The organism is Bradyrhizobium sp. SRL28, assembly GCF_018596315.1.
Taxonomy (GTDB): Bacteria; Pseudomonadota; Alphaproteobacteria; order Rhizobiales; family Xanthobacteraceae; genus Bradyrhizobium.
Map to the genome: position 1 here is coordinate 81976 of NZ_JAHEAG010000026.1, position 17191 is coordinate 99166.

General features: G+C 62.5%; 20 protein-coding genes. 8 read left to right on the plus strand and 12 right to left on the minus strand.

The window, feature by feature from the left end:
• The first annotated feature begins 244 nt into the window (after window positions 1-244).
• Window positions 245-451 carry a hypothetical protein gene (locus KIP88_RS33140; protein WP_214492361.1) on the plus strand — a complete coding sequence of 69 codons (207 nt, stop codon included), beginning with the start codon at window positions 245-247 and terminating at the stop codon, window positions 449-451.
• A gap of 287 nt (window positions 452-738) precedes the next feature.
• Here KIP88_RS33140 and KIP88_RS33145 read toward each other — a convergent pair whose 3' ends face one another.
• The 4 genes from KIP88_RS33145 to fliI all read right to left on the minus strand — a co-directional run bounded on the left by KIP88_RS33145 (window position 739) and on the right by fliI (window position 4269).
• Window positions 739-1671: an anti-sigma factor domain-containing protein gene (locus tag KIP88_RS33145; protein ID WP_214492362.1), complete on the minus strand. Its 933-nt coding sequence runs from the start codon at window positions 1669-1671 to the stop codon at window positions 739-741.
• A gap of 17 nt (window positions 1672-1688) precedes the next feature.
• Window positions 1689-2234, minus strand: a complete 546-nt coding sequence (locus tag KIP88_RS33150) for a sigma-70 family RNA polymerase sigma factor (RefSeq protein ID WP_214492363.1) — start codon at window positions 2232-2234, stop codon at window positions 1689-1691.
• 183 nt (window positions 2235-2417) lie between these two features.
• Window positions 2418-2834, minus strand: a complete 417-nt coding sequence (fliJ, locus tag KIP88_RS33155; protein WP_057842912.1) for a flagellar export protein FliJ — start codon at window positions 2832-2834, stop codon at window positions 2418-2420.
• 109 nt (window positions 2835-2943) lie between these two features.
• Window positions 2944-4269, minus strand: coding sequence for a flagellar protein export ATPase FliI (fliI, locus tag KIP88_RS33160; RefSeq protein ID WP_214492364.1), 1326 nt, complete (start codon window positions 4267-4269; stop codon window positions 2944-2946).
• A gap of 367 nt (window positions 4270-4636) precedes the next feature.
• Here fliI and ctrA point away from each other — a divergent pair, with 367 nt between their 5' ends.
• Together ctrA and KIP88_RS33170 are read left to right on the plus strand one after the other, a co-directional pair.
• Window positions 4637-5338, plus strand: a complete 702-nt coding sequence (gene ctrA / locus KIP88_RS33165) for a response regulator transcription factor CtrA (RefSeq protein WP_016848562.1) — start codon at window positions 4637-4639, stop codon at window positions 5336-5338.
• Between the two features lie 161 nt (window positions 5339-5499).
• Window positions 5500-6306: a cytochrome P460 family protein gene (locus KIP88_RS33170; RefSeq protein ID WP_214492365.1), complete on the plus strand. Its 807-nt coding sequence runs from the start codon at window positions 5500-5502 to the stop codon at window positions 6304-6306.
• A 109-nt stretch (window positions 6307-6415) separates the two neighbouring features.
• Here the strand turns inward: KIP88_RS33170 and KIP88_RS33175 are convergent, their stop codons facing one another.
• On the minus strand, window positions 6416-6853 hold the full coding sequence (locus KIP88_RS33175) for a hypothetical protein (RefSeq protein ID WP_249791184.1): 438 nt from the start codon (window positions 6851-6853) through the stop codon (window positions 6416-6418).
• A 178-nt stretch (window positions 6854-7031) separates the two neighbouring features.
• Window positions 7032-8183: a DUF937 domain-containing protein gene (locus KIP88_RS33180; protein WP_214492367.1), complete on the minus strand. Its 1152-nt coding sequence runs from the start codon at window positions 8181-8183 to the stop codon at window positions 7032-7034.
• Between the two features lie 277 nt (window positions 8184-8460).
• Here KIP88_RS33180 and KIP88_RS33185 point away from each other — a divergent pair, with 277 nt between their 5' ends.
• Window positions 8461-9045 (plus strand): DUF4126 domain-containing protein, encoded by a 585-nt coding sequence (locus KIP88_RS33185; RefSeq protein WP_214492368.1) that lies wholly within the window; start codon window positions 8461-8463, stop codon window positions 9043-9045.
• A gap of 46 nt (window positions 9046-9091) precedes the next feature.
• Here the strand turns inward: KIP88_RS33185 and KIP88_RS33190 are convergent, their stop codons facing one another.
• A complete protein-coding gene (locus tag KIP88_RS33190; protein ID WP_249791193.1) occupies window positions 9092-10462 on the minus strand; it encodes an ATP-binding protein in 1371 nt (456 codons plus the stop codon).
• A gap of 2 nt (window positions 10463-10464) precedes the next feature.
• Window positions 10465-11130, minus strand: coding sequence for a response regulator transcription factor (locus KIP88_RS33195; protein ID WP_214492380.1), 666 nt, complete (start codon window positions 11128-11130; stop codon window positions 10465-10467).
• Between the two features lie 176 nt (window positions 11131-11306).
• Here KIP88_RS33195 and KIP88_RS33200 point away from each other — a divergent pair, with 176 nt between their 5' ends.
• From KIP88_RS33200 to KIP88_RS33215, 4 genes are all read left to right on the plus strand, one after another.
• On the plus strand, window positions 11307-12152 hold the full coding sequence (locus tag KIP88_RS33200; protein ID WP_214492370.1) for a hypothetical protein: 846 nt from the start codon (window positions 11307-11309) through the stop codon (window positions 12150-12152).
• Between the two features lie 136 nt (window positions 12153-12288).
• Window positions 12289-12693, plus strand: coding sequence for a DUF350 domain-containing protein (locus KIP88_RS33205; protein ID WP_214492371.1), 405 nt, complete (start codon window positions 12289-12291; stop codon window positions 12691-12693).
• Window positions 12694-12695: 2 nt separating this feature from the next.
• The gene (locus KIP88_RS33210; protein WP_214492372.1) at window positions 12696-13103 is read left to right on the plus strand and encodes a hypothetical protein; all 408 of its coding nucleotides are present in this window, start codon (window positions 12696-12698) and stop codon (window positions 13101-13103) included.
• A gap of 5 nt (window positions 13104-13108) precedes the next feature.
• Window positions 13109-14266: a glutathionylspermidine synthase family protein gene (locus KIP88_RS33215; protein ID WP_214492373.1), complete on the plus strand. Its 1158-nt coding sequence runs from the start codon at window positions 13109-13111 to the stop codon at window positions 14264-14266.
• A 35-nt stretch (window positions 14267-14301) separates the two neighbouring features.
• Here the strand turns inward: KIP88_RS33215 and KIP88_RS33220 are convergent, their stop codons facing one another.
• From KIP88_RS33220 to KIP88_RS33235, 4 genes are all read right to left on the minus strand, one after another.
• Window positions 14302-15180 carry a protein-glutamate O-methyltransferase CheR gene (locus tag KIP88_RS33220; protein ID WP_214492374.1) on the minus strand — a complete coding sequence of 293 codons (879 nt, stop codon included), beginning with the start codon at window positions 15178-15180 and terminating at the stop codon, window positions 14302-14304.
• On the minus strand, window positions 15177-16346 hold the full coding sequence (locus tag KIP88_RS33225) for a chemotaxis response regulator protein-glutamate methylesterase (RefSeq protein WP_214492375.1): 1170 nt from the start codon (window positions 16344-16346) through the stop codon (window positions 15177-15179). The genes KIP88_RS33220 and KIP88_RS33225 overlap by 4 nt, the downstream gene beginning before the upstream one ends.
• Before the next feature lie 84 nt (window positions 16347-16430).
• A complete protein-coding gene (locus KIP88_RS33230; protein ID WP_108517399.1) occupies window positions 16431-16796 on the minus strand; it encodes a PleD family two-component system response regulator in 366 nt (121 codons plus the stop codon).
• 58 nt (window positions 16797-16854) lie between these two features.
• Window positions 16855-17191, minus strand: a 337-nt coding sequence (locus KIP88_RS33235) for a chemotaxis protein CheW (protein WP_214492376.1), incomplete at its 5' end; no start/stop codon positions are given.

Consider the following 17191-nt stretch of genomic DNA (forward strand, 5'->3'; position numbering starts at 1 on the left):
TGATCGGCAGGCTCCACGCCACGCGTGGCGATCACTGCATTAACGCATTGCAATACATGCATAATTCGTAATCTTACCGGCGAAACGCGACCTCCTGATCGCGGCCGTTCAAGTCTTTTCACCGCCTTGTGATTGCCTCTTGGGAACTATTCCTCGGATTCCTACGTTTCCTCCCGCGAGACGTTGAACCGGCTTGCGAACGGCATCGACGAATTTGCAAGGCGGAAGGCGGCAGGAGACTTCCATGAACCATTCGATCTACAGCGCAGATCGCACGACCCATTTGAAGATCGTGGTCGTGGCTTTGGTTGCGGGAATCGTTGTCGCGGGTTTCAGCATCTCCGCGCGCAACACCTCGGATGAAGGTCTGACTCAGACTGCGAGCACGCGCGTGATGAAGGCCGGTAAGCCGGTCGTGATTACGAGCTCAGGCAACTCTGTTGTACGCTAAAGGAGAATTCACGGAATTCACGCGGCACCTTATAGCCCCCCAAAGTCGCCACGTGGATAATTAAGACCCCAACTACCCCCAAGTTGACTACGGAAACGCCCGCTCCCCACGGGCGTTTTCTTTTTGTGGGAGCTGTTGCGGAGTTCGCCACCACACCCACAGACCCCATCCTGAGGAGTTCGTAGCCCGGATGGAGCGAAGCGTAATCCGGGATTCTTGCGACATTCGACGGCGGTCCCGGGTTTCGCTTCGCTTTACCCGGGCTACGGGCTTTCGCGCCGCGGCGCCTAGCGATTGGCCGGCACCGTCTCGATCAGCTTGCCGGTAAAGACCGGCGCCGAGTGCGGCTTGCCGTCTGGTGATCCGCCGGCCTGCTCGATGGTCACCGCAAAGAGCGCGGAATTGATCATGCCGGCGTCGTAATCGGCCAGCACCGGACGCGCGGTAAAGTCGCTGCCGCCAATCACGCCGAGCGAGCGCGGCTGCGGCAGCTTGTCGGAGATCAGCCAAAGCTCGAAACTCTTGCCGGGCTCGGCCTCGGCGCCGACCTTGCGTACCGTGAAATTCTTGGTCGCGGCGTCGACCGTCAGGATGAAGGCGGGCGAGCCAGCGTCACGCTGCAGCAGGGCGACGTATTGCGCCGAGGGCACAGGCGATGGCGCCGGCGTCTTGACCTCGACCGTCTGGATGCGCGGCTTCGGCCGCAAGCCCTCCGGCAACAGTTCCGGCCGATAGACCTGCACCGCCAGCATCCCGACCAGGGCTGCGGCAAGCGCGGTGGCGACGGAAGCGATATTGCGCCAGCGGTTGGCGCGGCCCGCCAACTGGATGACGTTGGAATTGTCCACGGCGGCTGGCGGCGCGGCAGCCGACGGCGCTTCAACGGCTAGCGGCGCCTGGACGGCTGGCGGCGCCTGGGCGACCACCGGTTCGGCCGGCGGCGGAGACGGAGGCGGCGGCGCCTCGGGCAGCACCAGCGGCGCCTGCTGTCCGGTGGAATGGCCGATCGCGGCCTTGATGTTTTCCCACACGATCGGCCGCGGCTCGACGGAGCCGACCATCTGGTTCAGCACGCCGAGCCGGTATTCCCAGGCGTGCACGATCGCGGTGAATTCCGTATCGACGGCCATCATGGTCTCGACCTGCGCGCGCTCGTCGGCATCGAGGGTGCCGAGCGCATATTCCGCGGCGAGCGCGATATGGTCTTCGCTATAGGCCATCGTTCAAGATCCGGACCTCACAGCCCGAGACACTCCCTTATATCCATCATGCTGCGGCGCAGCCACGTCTTCACCGTATTCACCGGCGCCTCGAACTTGGCAGCAAGCTGCTCCCGACTCCAGCCGTTGTAATAGGCTAGCAGCACGAGCTTCTGCCGATCCGGCTCGAGACGGCCGACGCATTCCAGCAACCGCTTCAACTCTTCCGTCATCTCGCGCCGCGCCAGCGGATCGGGTGAATCGGCCGCGACTTCCATCGCGGCAGGCTCCTCCTCGATCGAGCTTTCGCTCTTCTTGCGCACCACGTCGATCGCCCGGTTGCGTGCGATCGACACCATCCATGTAATCGGCGAAGCGAGCGCCGGGTTGAACTGACCGGCACTTTTCCAGATCTTGACGTAAGCCTCCTGAATGACCTCCTCCGCGAGATCCTGACGCCGCAAGATACGGAGCACGACGCCGAAGAGTTTCGCGCGCGTGGCGGCGTAAAGGCGCTCAAAAGCAGCCTCATCCCCCTTCGCCACCGCGGCAATCAGCCATACCAGCTCCGCTGGCGTCAGCATTCAACGTCCCCCAAAACCTCGATCCTCCACCCGCGTCTTACGCCGGAGCCGTCGGGAAGTTTCGTAGCATACCCTGCGCCAAAGGGGCCACCAAGTCGCCGGTTTCGGGGGAATCTGGACAAGAAAAAACCCGGGCCTTTTGGCCCGGGTTTTCGATCATTCAACCGATGAGTGTGAGAAGCGTCAGGCGACGCCAAGCCGGGCGCGCATCAGGCCGATACTGTCCATGTCGGCCTGCTCCCGGGCGCTCTCCTCGGCGCGCTCGCGTGCCTGGTCGCGCTCGTCGAGCAGTTCGACCTTCTTCAGCTCCTCGAATGCTTCACTCAACAGGCTCTTGGCATCCTCGAGCTGGATGCGCAGTTCGTCGGCGGAGCGGGTCAGGTTTTCCCGGCGCTGGATCGCGGCCTTGGCGTAGGTCGGGTAGGCGAAATGGGAGGGGTCGTTGATCCCGGCCCGCTCCTGCTCGGTCTGAATTTCGCGCTCGAGATCGACCGACATGCGCTGGAAGTCGGCGATCATGCCTTCGATCTGGGTAACCCTTCGGCGCTTCTCGTCGACCTGAAATTTCTTCAGGCGGATCAGCGTTTCTCGTGACTTCATCGACTCATACTCCCCAGAAGTCCCAATTTGAACGCGGGACGGAGCCGGCTCCCCCGGGGGGCCCCACCGGCGTCATTAATCATGTGCCGGGGATGATGGCCTGACAAAGTTAGCGTTCCGTTTCCAAATTGGTGAGGATATGCGCCAAATAGCGGTAGCCGTCATCGAGGCTTGATTTTTCGTCCTTGGCCTGACGCAGGAACGCTTCCAGCGGGTCGTGCAGCCGGATCGCCTCGTCGACTTCGGCACTCGAACCCGCCCGGTAGGCGCCGAGCCGGATCAGTTCCTCCATGTCGGCGTAGGTCGCCATTACCTGACGGCCCTTCGTGATAACGGGCAGATAGTCCGGATTGGCCGATCGCGGCATGGTGCGGGAGACCGATTTGAGGATGTTGATCGCGGGAAACCGCCCGCGCTCTGCAATCGAGCGTTGCATCACGACGTGACCGTCCAGAATGCCGCGGACTGCGTCGGCGATCGGCTCGTTATGGTCGTCGCCATCGACCAGCACCGTGAAAATGCCGGTGATGGTGCCAACGCCGATGCCCGGCCCCGCCCGCTCCAGAAGTTTCGGCAATTCGGTAAACACGGTCGGCGTATAGCCCTTGGCCGTCGGCGGCTCGCCGGCCGACAATCCGATCTCGCGCTGCGCCATCGCAAAGCGCGTGACCGAGTCCATCAGGCACAGTACGTCCTTGTCCTCATCGCGGAAATACTCCGCAATCGCCAGCGTCAGATAAGCCGCCTGCCGCCGCATCAAGGCGGGTTCATCCGATGTCGCCACCACCACGACAGAGCGCGCGAGACCCTCGTCGCCGAGATCCTCCTGCAGAAATTCCTGCACCTCGCGGCCACGTTCGCCGATCAGGCCGATGACAGTAATGTCGGCATCGACGTTGCGCGCCAGCATCGACAGCAGCACCGATTTGCCGACGCCGGAACCTGCGAAGATGCCGAGCCGCTGGCCGCGGCAGCAGGTCAGGAACGTATTGAGCGCACGGACGCCGAGATCGAGCGGCGCCCCGACGCGCTTGCGCGAATGCGCCGGCGGCGGCGAATTGCGGTAGGGCATCGGCGACGGCCCCTGCGCCAGCGGCCCCTTGCCGTCGATCGGTTCCCCCATGGCGTTGATGACGCGGCCGAGCCAGGCCGGTGACGGCCGCACCTGGCTGGCCGCCGTAGCGATCACCGCGCGGCAACCGCGCCGCACGCCATCGAGCCCACCGAATGGCATCACGACCGCATTGCTGCCGGAAAAACCGATCACCTCGGCCGGGATGAAACGGTTCCCGCCGGTCTCGATGACGATCCTCGCGCCGACCGACATTGCGTGAATCGGCCCCGCGATCTCGACCATCAGCCCGCGCACGCCCACAACGCGGCCATATATATTGACGCCGTCGATGTCGCCGATCTGCTCCGCAAGCGCCTTCATTGCGAAAACCTTAAGTTTCCGCGCTTTAACCGGAGGCGCTTAACCTCGTGTTTACCCGCATCATTAATCATTGCGTCACTGTCTTTGGTGACTGAGAGCGCTTGCCCATCAGAAGAAGGGCGAAACGCGGGAGTCGGTTAGGCCCGTCTCTTAATCTGGAGCATGAGTAGGCACGGTAAGGAAAAGCTGCTTTCGCGCAACATCTTAGGGCGATTCGATAAAAATTGCACTTAAAGACCTTGCGAAGCGGAATCAGATTTTGTTAACCATATGTCTGTCAGGATCCGAATCAGTTGTTCAAAGGCGTTTTGAGTGCCGCAAGTGCGGCCGACCTGACGCCCGGAGCGGCGGACTAAAGGGGACTGGCATGCGCGTTTTGCTGATTGAAGATGACAGCGCCGTTGCGCAGTCGATCGAGCTGATGCTCAAATCCGAGAGTTTCAACGTCTATACGACGGATCTCGGAGAGGAAGGCGTCGACCTCGGTAAGCTCTACGATTACGACATTATCCTTCTCGACCTTAACCTGCCCGACATGTCCGGCTACGACGTGCTCAAGCAGCTCCGGGTTTCGAAGATCAAGACCCCCATTCTGATCCTCTCCGGCCTCGCCGGCATCGAGGATAAGGTCAAGGGCCTCGGCGTCGGCGCCGATGACTACATGACCAAGCCCTTCCACAAGGACGAACTGGTTGCCCGCATCCATGCGATCGTGCGCCGTTCCAAGGGTCACGCCCAGTCGGTCATCCAGACCGGCGATCTCGTGGTCAATCTCGACACCAAGACGGTCGAGGTCGGGGGTCAGCGGGTACATCTGACGGGCAAGGAATACCAGATGCTGGAGCTGCTTTCGCTCCGTAAGGGAACCACCCTCACCAAGGAAATGTTCCTCAACCATCTCTATGGCGGCATGGACGAGCCCGAGCTGAAGATCATCGACGTCTTCATCTGCAAGCTGCGCAAGAAGCTGGCCAACGCCTCCGAAGGCCGCAACTTCATCGAAACCGTGTGGGGCCGCGGCTACGTGCTGCGCGAGCCGCACGAGGCGGACGAGCGCATTCCCGCCTGATCAGGGTTTAAGGCGAGCCAGAAGGCTCACTCCTCCCGACTGGACCCCGCCCGAAACGGCGGGGTTTTTGTTTGGACGGATGACTTAATTGACTTCCCCGATGAAACTCGATCCCCTTCGTCCCGTAGCTGACTGAATTGTCCATAACCGAGGGGCAAGTCATGAAAAACGTCAGGTTGGTTGCCGCTATCGCACTCGGATCGGCATCGGGCGCGCTCATCGGCTATTCGGCGTTCGCCGGCGGCGACAAGGTCGCGTTCCCGGAGAATTTCGACAAGGACACGCTCTACGCCACGGTCGATCGTTACGACAACAAGCAGTATCGCGAGCTCTATGCGACACCGGCGGCGGTCGATGCGGTACGCAAGGGGCAGCCGATCCCGAGCGGCACGGTGCTAACGCTGGTGCAGTACAAGGCGCAGCTCGATGCGGCCGGCGAGCCTCGCAAGGATGCCAACGGCCGTTTCCAGAAGGGCGACCTCGTCGCCTACACGGTGATGGAAAAGCGCGACGGCTGGGGCACCGAGTACAAGGACGACATTCGGAACGGCGAATGGGAGTATCAGGCGTTTGGCCCGGACAAGAAGGTCAACGACAAGGCCAATTTGACGGCCTGCTTCACCTGCCACAAGCCGCATGCCGGGCAGGATTTTGTTATCTCACTAGCAGGCCTGAAAGGCACGCCCGAAGGCGCCATGGCAAAGCCCGCGTCGGGCCCCGGCGTGGTCTCGATCTCCGACTTCAAGTTCGGGCCGGAGACCGTCGTCGTCAGCAAGGGCCAGACCATCACCTGGCACAACACGGATTCCTCGCCGCACCAAGTGACGGTCACCGGCCCCAAGGCGCAGCGCTCGTCGATCGCGCTGAAAGGCCAGACCACCCAGCTGACCCTCGCCGATGCAGGAATCTACGATTACATCTGCGGCCTGCACCCGGCAATGAAGGGCAAGATCGAGGTCAGGGAATAGCCGGCTGCGTCAAGGCCGCCATGAAAGATTTGCGAGCCCCGCCCGAAATGGCGGGGTTTGGGGCGGACCGCTTCCGTCGGCCTGTCCGGATAACAGCGGCCTCGACTACCTAAGCGCCCAGCGCGGTCGATATCTCGCCAAGCGTCGCCTTCTCGGCGTCGCTCACCTTGACTCCGGCACTGAACAGGCCTCCGCCTTCCGACGCCGCCTCTGCAGTGCTTTGACTGATCTGCCGGAGCCAGTTCTTGAATTCCGCCGCATCACCGGGTGCCTTCGCGGCAAGCAAGGCAGAAACCTGCCGCAGCTCATCGATGCATTTGCCTTTCATTTCAGCCGGCTTGCTGTTCGCAAATTTTGTTTTCAGGCCATCTCGCGCGGCGCTTCGCCCTTCGCTGCTGGAAAAGTCCGTAACCACCGACTTGACCAGCGCGTTGGTGTCGGAGCCGGTCGCCGCCTGGGTGAGCGCGGTACCTCCGGCAAACGACTCCTTCAGCAGTCCCCATAGGCCACTGGGTTCGGCCGCGGTGATGGCCATACCGGCGATCATCGGGCTCTCCAGCAACAGCGTCCACTCATCCTTTGTGAAGCTTGTCTTGTCAGCCATTGATCTTACTCCTGGTGAATACAAACGGCGGGTTGAGCGATCCGCAGCAGCGCGAGTGCGCAAAGCCGCCGGCAGTTGCCCAGCCGTCCGGCGGAGGCCGGACGGCATGACGTTCTGAAATTCAGGAGCGCGCGAGCGCGTCGAGCTTGCCTCGAAGCTCGTCAATCGCCGGCTTCGCAATAGTGCCGGCGCCGGGCGTCGCCAGCACCTTGTCGCACATCTGGTTGATGGCGGGGGTCGCGGCCACGATCAGCTTTACGAGGGTGCTCTTTCCCTCAGGAGAGAGCTGCGTCGCGCGAGAGCTGACCTCATTCAATTGAGCCGTTGCTTCCTTTATTTTTGGCAGGGCAGCCTCGGCCGATGCGGCATCGGTGATGCCGGGAAGCACGGTCCTGATGGACCCAACCGACGTGTTGATCTGATTCGCCAGATTCATCCCGCCGACCGTCAAATCCGCCGGCGCGAGGCCCACGGTTCCGGTCGCGGTCCGCGTCGTGGCGGGAGGCGGCACCTGAGCGACTGTGTCCTCCCCTGAACGACCAAAGGCGAACCAGGCCAGACCACCCAATACCGCCGCGGCGACCAGCCAGTACGGCCATTGCGGTACCGACGTTCTGCTGGCCATCGCCGAGGCTGCCCGACCAGCCCCGGAAATGGTCCGCTCCGAAACCTCCGAAACTCGCCCGCCAGCCGCGCTGGCTGCCGCCGCACCGCTGCGCAAGCTTTCAGTCGCTCCGTCAATGAGACCAGCGGCACTCAACTGACCGGCGAGACCGGGCGGTATTGCCGCAGCGATCTGATCCTTCTGAGAAGTGAGAAGAGACACCAGCCCGCTTGCGTCGAGACCCGTGCTGCGTTGCTGCTGACCTAACGCACCAAGGACCACGGGGCCGAGCATGCCGAGCATCGACTTGCTGGTGCCCTCACTGATGCCCGCGAACTTGCCTATCGTCTGCGCCATTGCGTCCAGCGTTCCGCCACCGAACAGGCCCGAAAGCATGTTCGATCCCGTTTCCGCCAGCGAGTTCTGGCCGGTACCGCCGATGAGATTCTTGAGGCTCTCAAGCGAGGCGGATTGCTGTGTCAGTGTGTTGGTGAGCTGGCGGGCGCCATTGGGAGTGGAGCCAACGTCAGCGAAGCTTGCAAGAAGCGCGGGAATCGCACCCGCGATGGCTTTTTGCGCAACATTGCGATCAAGACCCAGAGCAGAAGCGATCTTCGCTATCATGTCCGGCGTTAGGAATTGCATCACTACAGAGACCAAATTCGCCATGGCGATCCTCCTGAGCAGAGTGCAGGTATTTTCTCAGGTAGTTCGTCCAGTCCAGATTGCGTCTCAAAGTTTGATCACCTTATATTACAACCTCGCCGGACAAATCCGAGTTCCACAAAAGCTGCTACGATTCGGGAACCCGGGAACTACTTGAAGCGGCGCTGGCAGGCGTTATCGCATCGAGAAAACATCGCCGCCGTTGAAACTGCCGCCGCCGCTTCACGCTGAGCTTTCCCGCTGAACCTTCACGCTACTTGGGGCTGATGGAGTACGGCACATGTCGAACGTGGATCTTGCACTGTCAGTTGCGCTTGGCATCGGGCTCGCCGCCGCAACCGGCTTTCGGCTGTTCCTGCCGCTGCTAATTCTGAGCGGCGCTGCCTACACCGGACATGCAAGCCTGAACGAGGGCTTCGCATGGCTCGGCACACCAGCCGCCGTCATCATGCTCGGCACGGCAGCCATCGTGGAGATGGCCGCGTTCTACATTCCCGGCGTGGACAATTTGCTCGATACGGTGGCGACGCCCGGTGCCGTCGTCGCAGGGACGATCGTGTCCGCCGCTGTTATGACCGACCTGCCGCCGATGGTGAAATGGACAGCAGCCATTATCGCGGGAGGTGGCGTTGCCGGCATCACACAGGGTTTGACCGCAATGCTCAGGGCAAAATCCACCGTCTTCACCGGCGGCCTTGGGAATTCGACGGTCGCCACGGCCGAACTCGGCAGCGCCACGCTGATCTCGATTCTGGCGCTGGCAGCGCCGATCGCCGCGCTCGCACTGGTCATTCTCTTCTTCTGGCTGGCATTCCGCCTGCTCCGGGGCCTGGCTCGGGGATCGCATCGGCCGAACGAACGATAAGGCGGGTTTTTGTTTGGGGGTTCGCGGCCGTGACCGGGCTGGTCGCTCAGACCGCGCTGGTCGTCAGCCGGATCGATGGAATCTTGACCAGGACGCTCAGCCCGCCAAGTTCCGCCGTCTGCAGATCAATCTCTCCGCCGTAGAGTTCAACTAGATCGGCGACGACCGACAAGCCGATCCCGGAACCGGCGACGGCCTCGTCAAGTCTGCGCCCGCGTTCCAGAACTCGCTGGCGCTCATGCTCCGGCAATCCCGGTCCATCATCTTCGATATGGATATCCAGACTCTTGGCCGAGTGACTGACCACCATCACGACGGTGCTGCGCGCCCATTTGCAGGCGTTCTCAACGAGATTGCCGATCATTTCCTCGAAGTCCTCCCGCTCTCCGAGAAAAACCAGGTCGTCGTCCACCGACGCCGCAATGCTCAGATCTCGCGCCCGGTAGCCGCGCTCCATGACCAGCAAGATGTCATCGACCACCGATTTCACCGGCACGCGATCGGATGCCAACCGTACCTTGCCGGCGAAGCGTGCTCGCTTGAGATGATGGTCGATCTGGCGGCGGATCGTATCGACACTGAGTCCGATCTCGCTGTCCTGCGCCGTGCCCCTCGTCTCGTTGCGGGCGGAAATCAGACTCAAGGGCGTCTTGATGGCATGGGCAAGGTTGCCTGCATGCGCGCGGGCGCGCCCGACGACAATCTCGACCTGTTCGATGAGGTCGTTGACGCTCGATATGAGAGGATTCAATTCCCGGTAACTGGACGGCTTGAGCCGCGCAATCTCGCCGCGCGTGGCGCGCTCGATATCCTCCGCGAGTATCCGAAGCGGCCGCAAGCCCGAACGAATTTCGCCGATCAACAACCCGCTCAGTATCGCTGCAATAATCGCCAGGCCGAGCAGCAACCAGCGCATCGACAGCCAGACCTCGCGGCCAATATCACGGGACGGTCCTGCCACCGTGATATCGAGCAAGATCGCACCGTCGCGCAACTGCACGACCCGATGCCTGAGACGGAGATCCTCGCCGGAGGGACCGCTGGCCGGTAACGTGAGCGGACGCGGCGGCTCGCCGGGCTCGCCGCCTGCCGCAGCGTCGCGAATTGCCGGTAACTCGCCAAGGCGCAGCGAACGCGAGCGGGCCAGAGTAAGATCGCCCTTGGCGATGCGCCAATACCAGCCCGAGTTCGGACGGTTGAAGGCGGGGTCTTCCGGCTCGCGCGACAACGACAATATCTTGTCGTCGCCGAAATCCACCGCAAGCGCGAGTTCGCCGAGCTCATTCGCCAACCGCGTATCGAAATCGCGCGTCGCTGCGTCGGATACGATCCGCCACGTCAGAGCTGCGGTCAGCAGGAAGCCTGTCGCAACGGAAGTCACCACGACCACGACGAGACGACGCCTCAGCGAGCGCATGGTCACGTCGTTTCGTCCGTCAGGCGGTAGCCCTCGCCGCGCGACGTCTCGATGCGCGTGCGGCCGAACTTCTTGCGCAGGCGGCTGACAATCACCTCCAGGCTGTTGAAGTCACGATCCTGATCGTTCTCGTAGATGTGTTCGCTGAGTTCGGTTCGCGAAATCGTGCGCCCCGGATGCAGCATCAGATAGGTCAGCACCCGACGTTCAAGGGCTGTAAGCCTGACGGGCATTTCGTCGAGCGTGGCCACCCCCGTCGTCGTATCGAGCGCTATCGGGCCAATTCGAATTTCGGGCCGGGCATGTCCCGCCGCGCGGCGCACCAGCGCCTGAAGGCGAAGCAGAAGTTCCTCGAGCTGAAATGGCTTGGTAAGATAATCGTCGGCGCCGGCGCGAAATCCCGCAGCCTTGTCGGCAAAGCGATCGCGAGCCGTCAGAATAAGAACGGCGGTGTTCACGCTCCGGCCGCGTAACGTCTTGAGAACCGACAACCCGTCCATCCCCGGCAGACCAAGGTCGAGGACGATAGCATCGTAGGGCTCGGTCTGTGCCAAATGCAGCGCGTCGATACCCTCGGCGGCCAGATCGACGGCCATGCCGGAATCTCGCAAGAAACGGGCGACTTCCGCGGCTAACCTAACCTCATCTTCTACAAGAAGGATTCGCATGGTGAGTTCCCTGCCGAGACGCCGGCGCTGTCGCAAGGTTCCTGCCGAAAACTGCCCGCAGTGTACGTTTCTGTCAGTTGAAACTGAACCGAGTTTGAACGGCATGCATCGGCCCCGGTTCAAGCGGGAATACTAGACTGCACCGGCATCGCATCATGACGATCCAGGAGACTTCAATGAAAGCGAACCCCAGACAGGCGAGGCTGCTTGCGATGGCCGTTGCGGGCTGCGCCATTCTTGCCACGGCCGCGATGGCTCAAGTTGCGATCGACCAGATCCGTCCCGAAGGAATCAGCATCAAGGGTACTGTCGCGGATATCTTCGGCGATAAATTCGTGCTGGAAGACAAGTCCGGACGTATTCTCGTGCAGACCGGCCCAGCTGGCCCTCAAGCCGCTCCGGTCAGATCGGGAGAGACCGTCACGGTTATCGGCGTGCCGGGAGACCGCACGTTTGATGCGCGAAAGATCCTCCGCGAGAGCGGCGAGATTGCCTTCGACGCACCGCCGCCCCCACCCCGAGAGCCCACCGGCGCAGGCGTCGACCCCGGCCCTCGCCGTCTAATCGGTGGATCGGCTCCTCCGCCGCCTCCCGGCGCCCCGCCAGGACCGCGCGGCGCAGCCGGCGACAGAGGGCCAATGGCCGGCCAAGACCGCGAAAATGTGTTGCGCATCCTCAAGGATGCCGGGTTGACAGCGATGGGCGAGCCAGTCCGGCATCCCAAACACATCGAAATTCCGGCGCGTACCGGTACGGGCAAGACCGTCATTGTGTCACTCGACCGCTTCGGCCGGCTCGATGAAATCGAAGACGCCGATCGCGATCGGGAGCGGCGGCCGGCTCAATCAATCGGTCCGGCGGACGCGGAACGGATCGCACGGGAGGCCGGATATTCCATACGAGAGGCGCCCGAGCAGCGAAAGCACCACTACGAAATTCTGGCCACGAACGCTAAGGGCGAAATCCTCGAGCTTCACATGGATTTTGCCGGCAATATCTACAAGCAAGTGTGGGTCCGTTAGGCCACAGAGCGAGAACATGCGCCACAAACCCCGCCAGCGATGGCGGGTTTTGTTTTGGGGATTGAACCCGCGACCGCGATGCGCCGACTGATAGATCGTGCGAACCTTTAGGAACGCACGAGTCGGGGCGAATTCAATGGTTCTGCAATCCCTCGCCGGGCTGCCGGCGTTTCTGGTCTATTTCTGCACGGCGATTGTTGCCGTCGTCGCCTACCTCTTCGTCTATACCCGCGTCACCGCGCATAACGAGTTCGATCTGATCCGCGCCAACGAGCCGGCAGCCGCAATTGCGCTGGGTTTGAGCTTGCTCGGCTTTGTGCTGCCGCTGGTCAGCGCTATCGCCCATTCCGCCAATGTCTGGGATTGCATGATCTGGGCCGCGATCGCGCTGATCGTGCAGATAACAGTCTATTTCCTCGTCAGGGTTCCCGTGCCGAACCTGTCGAAGCGGATCGCGTCCGGCGAACTCGCCGCTGCGATCTGGCTCGGACTGTCCTCGCTCGCTGCCGGCGCCCTCAACGCCGCCAGCATGATCTACTGACCATGGCCGACAAATCTGACCAGGAATTCGGCAAGCGCAAACCGGTCTCGGTGCCGGCTTCGCCGCGCCCTGCTCCGCCGCCGGCCAAGCGCTCGGGTCACGTCGCTCTCCTGCTGATGGGCACGTTTGCCGTCGGCACCGCCGCCTACACCCTGATGCCGAGCCGCAGCTGCGAGCAACCGCCGAATGCGGCCTCGCCGTCGCTCCAGCAGAGCACTACCGAGTGCTCGTCGCGCAGCTCTTCATCCAGCAGCGGCGGCTCCGGCGGCAGCTCGTCGCGCAGCAGCTACTACTCAAGCGATTCGTCCTCGAGCCATTCATCCTCGGGCACTTCCGATTCCGGCTCGCATAGTGCGCAGCGCGGCGGCTTCGGCTCGTTCGGGCACGCCGTCGGCTTCTCCGGCGGCTGAATTTCATGCAGCGCATCCCCTGCCCCGAACGCGACGACTGGCGTGCTACCGCCGAAAGTGTCGGGTTCACTTTTCACACCATCAACGGCGAGCGCTATTGGGACGAACGGGCCTATTACGCATTCACGCTGGACGAGATCGAACGGCGGATCGAGGGGCCCACCGGCGAGATCGATGCGATGTGCCTCGAACTGGTCGGCCGCGCGATCAAGGACGAAAAATATCTGCGCCGGTTGAAAATACCCGAAGCCTTCTGGCCGCTGCTGTCCGAGAGCTGGCGCCGCCGCGATGCCAGCCTCTACGGCCGGCTGGACCTGAGCTACGACGGCTGGAGCCCGGCGAAACTGCTGGAGTACAACGCTGATACACCGACTTCGATCTTCGAGGCGGCGGTTTTCCAGTGGACCTGGCTCGAACAGGCGATGGATCGCAATATCATCCCGAAGCGCGCCGACCAGTTCAATTCCATCCATGAGCGCCTGATCGATACTTGGAAAAAGCGCGGCGGCGCGAAGCATCTGCATCTCGCCGGGATGACTGACAATACCGAGGACGCCGGCACGTTGGCTTATCTGCAGGACACCGCGAGCCAGGCCGGATTGAAGACCACGCTGATGGACATCAAGGACGTCGGACTGGGCGGCGATGGCTGCTTCGTCGATCTCGACGATCGCGGAATTGAGCTCGCCTTCAAGCTCTACCCCTGGGAATGGATGTTTCAGGACGCGTTTGGCGCGAAGCTGTCGAGCGCGCCGACACGCTGGATCGAGCCGCCCTGGAAAGCGATCCTTTCCAACAAGGGCATCCTACCGCTGCTATGGGAGATGTTTCCAAAACACCCCAATTTGCTGCCGGCCTATTTCGAGGACGATCCGAAGGCTTCCATGCTCGGCTCCTCGTTTGTGCGCAAGCCGCTCTATTCGCGCGAAGGCGCCAACGTCGCGCTCGTCAGCGCCGGCACCACGCTGGTGGAACAGCAAGGCCCGTACGGGGCGGAAGGATTCATCCGGCAGGCTTTCGCGCCGCTGCCGAGCTTCTCCGACCAATACCCGGTGCTTGGAAGCTGGCTGGTCGATGGCACGCCATGCGGCCTGTCGATCCGCGAGGACGAGAACCCGATCACCGGCAACACGTCACGCTTCCTGCCGCACGCGATCGTGTAGCGCGGGCATAAAGGCAGACGAGGCCAAGAACGGGCTCAGCGCGCCGCGGCGACGGCCCGCAGGGTTTGCGGCACCAGGCTCGGCGCCCCCACCCGTATCACCGGCGCGATGTTCGGACGATACAGTCCGCGGCGCTCCGGATAGGGCTTGAAGGTGTTGGTAATGCCGACCACGGATTCGGCCGCGCCCAGCGCCAGCACGCCATCGGGCTCCATCATCCGGGAGAGCCGCTCGAAGATATTGGTCTTGGTATTCTGATCGAAATAGATCAGCACGTTGCGGCAGAAGATGATGTCGAACACGCCGAGATGGGAGAAGTCCTGCAGCAAATTGAGCTGACGATGCTGCACCATGCTGCGGATCTCGGCATTGATCTGCCAGAGCTCGCCGTTCTGGGTGAAATATTTCACCAGCAACCCGATCGGCAATCCGCGCTGCACCTCGAACTGGCTGAAGATGCCGGCTTTGGATTTTTCCAGCACCGCCTGCGACAGGTCGGTCGCGACGATCTCGGTGCGCCAGCCCGACAGCAGGGAACCTGCTTCCTTCAGGCACATCGCGATCGAGTACGGCTCCTGCCCGGTGGAGGAAGCCGCGCACCAGATGCGCAAGGAGCGGCGGGCCGCGCGCGCCTGCGCCATCGCCGGGATGACGGTGTCCCGTAAATGATCGAACGGAATCTTGTCGCGGAAGAAGAACGTCTCGTTGGTGGTCATCGCCTCGACCACCTCCCCCGTCAGCGCTTCGGTCCCGCCCTTCATCTTCGCGACGAGTTCGGGAATTCCCGGCAGGCTGGACTTGCGCGCCAGCGGCAGCAGCCGGCTTTCCACCAGATATTGCTTGTCGGCGGATAGATCGAGCCCGGAGCGCTCTTTCAGAAGCTTACGCAGATACTCATAGTCTGAAGGCGTCACGAACGATCTCCCGAAAACAACCGAACCAGTTTTGGCGCAATCTGATTGAGCGGCAGGACCGCCGCGCAAATACCTGCATTGGTGGCCGCGCCGGGCATGCCCCACACCACGCTGGTCGCTTCGTCCTGGGCAATCACGCTGCCGCCGGCGGCGACGATCTCCTTGCCACCGCGCATACCGTCGGAGCCCATGCCGGTCAAAATCACCGACATGATTCCGCCCTGCCAGACGTCGATGGCGGAGTTGAACAGCGGGTCCACCGCGGGTTTGCAGAAATTCACCGGCGGCCCGTCGTCGAGCGCGATCGCAGTTTCGGCGCCATGGCGCACCACGCGCATGTGGCGGCCGCCCGGCGCGAGATAGATCCGGCCGGGCTTGACGATCTCGCCATCGATGGCTTCATGCGCCGGCCGGCGGCTCGCGCGCCCCAGATGTTCGGCGAGAATCGTGGTGAAGGTCGGCGGCATGTGCTGGGTGATCAGCACCGGAAAACGATCGATCACCGGGCCGATGTCGGCAACCAGCGTCATCAGGGCCTGCGGGCCACCGGTCGACGAGCCGATCAGGAGCACCCGCGGCGCCAGCATGCTGAAGGGCTGGCGCGCCAGTTGCAGTTGCGCAACCGGTGCAGCGGCCGGCTGGGCCGATACTCCGCGTGCCCGCTCAGGGGCCGGCGCCATGGACGGGCTCGCGGCCGGCGACGCACGCCGGCGGGCCCTGGCGCCCAGATGACGAATCTTCTGAATCAGATCGTGGTGGAAAGTCTCGGCCGCGGTGGCCTCGCGCGTGCTCTCCGGCTTTGGGATGTAGTCGGACGCGCCGAGCGAGAGCGCCTTGAAGCTGATCTCCGCGTTGCGGCGGGTCAGCGTCGACGCCATGATGATGACGAGGTCGCGCTTTTTCGCCAGCAGCTGCGGCAGCGCCGAAATGCCGTCGAGCTCCGGCATTTCGATATCGAGCACGGCAACATCGGGCTTGATGCGTTCGATCTGGTTGACGGCGTCGAGACCGGTACGCAAGGAGGCCGAGACCTCCATGTCCGGCTCGGCGCCGATCCAGCGCGAGATCATCCCGCGGATCACCACGGAGTCGTCAACCACCATGACGCGCAGCTTGTCTTGCCGTGTCGAGATGGGTGGCGGAGACTTCGTTAACGCAACACTCATTACTTCACCCGACCCCAACTCAAGCGGCACACTTACAAAAACAACGCCGAAGGCCGTTGAGCCGCCGGGAACACCTGCGCTAGATCAGAGCAGGCCGACTTCCTGGAACTTCGCGGTGACGATGTCCTTGTCGAACGGCTTCATGATGTACTCGTTCGCACCGGCATGCAGCGCTCGCGCAATGTGTGCGACGTCGTTTTCGGTGGTGCAGAACACCACCTTGGGCGCGTCACCGCCGGGCATGCGGCGCAGATTGCCGAGGAATTCGTAGCCGTCCATGACGGGCATGTTCCAGTCGAGCAGAACTGCTTCGGGCATGGCGCGCTTGCAGACTTCAAGCGCCTTTTGGCCGTCCTCGGCTTCGACGATCTGAAAGTCGAGACCTTCGAGGATGCGGCGTGCGACTTTTCGGATGACGCTCGAGTCATCGACCACCAGACATGTTTTCATTTTAGGCCTCCAATTGCACCAGATCCCAAGAGGGATGTTTCCATTCCAGGTTCGGTCTTCATGCCGCCATCAGGTCCGGCACGATTTCGAGAACGCGATCGACATCGAGGACGACCATGAGCTGGCCGTCGAGACGGTGAACACCACCGGCGAGCTTGGCCATGCGGGGATCGAGATTGACGGGGTTTTCCTCGCGGCCATCGTCGCGGAGTTTGAGCACCTCGCCGATCTGGTCGATCAGCAGGCCGTAGGATTCGCCGCGCAAATCGACGCCGACCGCCATCGGCGGCTTGCCGTCGTCGTTCTTGGGCAGCCCGAGCCGGGCGCGCATGTTGACCACGGTGACGATGCGGCCGCGCAGATTGAGCACGCCGGCGATCTCGGCCGACGACAAC